We start from the raw sequence: 1184 nt of genomic DNA, 5'->3' as shown, positions 1-1184 counted from the left end.
ACTATGAAACTTCGTGGAAAGAATGTTCGTTTGAATGATGTTGTCTTATCCAGTTTTGAGGGTTTTCAAAAAAACCCTTGATATTTTTGTGAAAGGGCAATATAATATATCTTGTCCTTAAAAATAAAACAAGGTTTGGTGACGTTAGCGAAGAGGTCACACCTGTTCCCATACCGAACACAGAAGTTAAGCTCTTCAGCGCCGATGGTAGTCGGGTCGATCCCCGTGAGAGTAGGACGTTGCCATACCTTAAAAATTCCTGGAGGATTAGCTCAGCTGGGAGAGCACTTGCCTTACAAGCAAGGGGTCGCAGGTTCGAGCCCTGCATCCTCCACCATATTGCCGGCCTAGCTCAACTGGTAGAGCAACTGACTTGTAATCAGTAGGTTGGGGGTTCAAGTCCTCTGGCCGGCACCATTTTCTCATTATGATAATGAGTTAAAACTTAATCCAATGTAAGTTTCCTATATTAGGAGCCATTAGCTCAGCTGGTAGAGCATCTGACTTTTAATCAGAGGGTCGGAGGTTCGAGCCCTCCATGGCTCACCATTATGTTTGCGGGTGTGGTGGAATTGGCAGACACGCTAGATTTAGGATCTAGTGCTTCACGGCGTGGGGGTTCAAGTCCCTCCACCCGCATTATAAGCGGAAGTAGTTCAGTGGTAGAACACCACCTTGCCAAGGTGGGGGTCGCGGGTTCGAATCCCGTCTTCCGCTCCATATATTTTATAGTTTAATATGTACGTTTATGTAAACTTATTTGCAAGTCATGCCGGGGTGGCGGAATTGGCAGACGCACAGGACTTAAAATCCTGCGGTAGGTTACTACCGTGCCGGTTCGAGTCCGGCCCTCGGCACCATAATTTAATTTGCGCCCGTAGCTCAATTGGATAGAGCGTCTGACTACGGATCAGAAGGCTAGGGGTTCGACTCCTCTCGGGCGCACCATAATTTACGGGAAGTAGCTCAGCTTGGTAGAGCACTTGGTTTGGGACCAAGGGGTCGCAGGTTCGAATCCTGTCTTCCCGACCACTTTAACGGGGCCTTAGCTCAGATGGGAGAGCGCCTGCTTTGCACGCAGGAGGTCAGCGGTTCGATCCCGCTAGGCTCCACCACTTTATTTTGATCTTTGAAAACTGAACGAACCAACCAGTACGTCAATTATTCTTTCTATTATATAGAAG

Annotated in this window: 9 tRNA genes and 1 rRNA gene; all 10 read left to right on the top strand. The window is 48.0% G+C overall.

Features of this window, described 5'->3' with window-relative positions:
- Positions 1-134: 134 nt before the first annotated feature.
- The 10 genes from rrf (at position 135) to ACFQIC_RS04425 (ending at position 1115) form a co-directional block, all read left to right on the top strand.
- Positions 135-248, top strand: a 5S ribosomal RNA gene (gene rrf / locus ACFQIC_RS04470).
- 13 nt (positions 249-261) lie between these two features.
- Positions 262-337: transfer RNA gene (locus ACFQIC_RS04465), tRNA-Val, on the top strand.
- A 4-nt stretch (positions 338-341) separates the two neighbouring features.
- Positions 342-417: transfer RNA gene (locus ACFQIC_RS04460), tRNA-Thr, on the top strand.
- Positions 418-473: 56 nt separating this feature from the next.
- Positions 474-549 (top strand) — tRNA-Lys (locus ACFQIC_RS04455).
- A gap of 8 nt (positions 550-557) precedes the next feature.
- A tRNA-Leu gene (locus ACFQIC_RS04450) sits at positions 558-639 on the top strand.
- 6 nt (positions 640-645) lie between these two features.
- Positions 646-720: transfer RNA gene (locus ACFQIC_RS04445), tRNA-Gly, on the top strand.
- A gap of 51 nt (positions 721-771) precedes the next feature.
- Positions 772-860, top strand: a tRNA-Leu gene (locus ACFQIC_RS04440).
- A gap of 11 nt (positions 861-871) precedes the next feature.
- Positions 872-948: transfer RNA gene (locus ACFQIC_RS04435), tRNA-Arg, on the top strand.
- 7 nt (positions 949-955) lie between these two features.
- A tRNA-Pro gene (locus ACFQIC_RS04430) sits at positions 956-1032 on the top strand.
- A 7-nt stretch (positions 1033-1039) separates the two neighbouring features.
- Positions 1040-1115: transfer RNA gene (locus ACFQIC_RS04425), tRNA-Ala, on the top strand.
- The last annotated feature ends 69 nt before the right edge of the window (positions 1116-1184 follow it).

The sequence above is a fragment of the Halobacillus seohaensis genome, from assembly GCF_042663045.1.
GTDB lineage: Bacteria > Bacillota > Bacilli > Bacillales > Halobacillaceae > Halobacillus_A > Halobacillus_A seohaensis.
The sequence above is the reverse complement of the archived record's forward strand: the minus strand, read 5'-3'. Positions and strand labels throughout refer to the sequence as shown.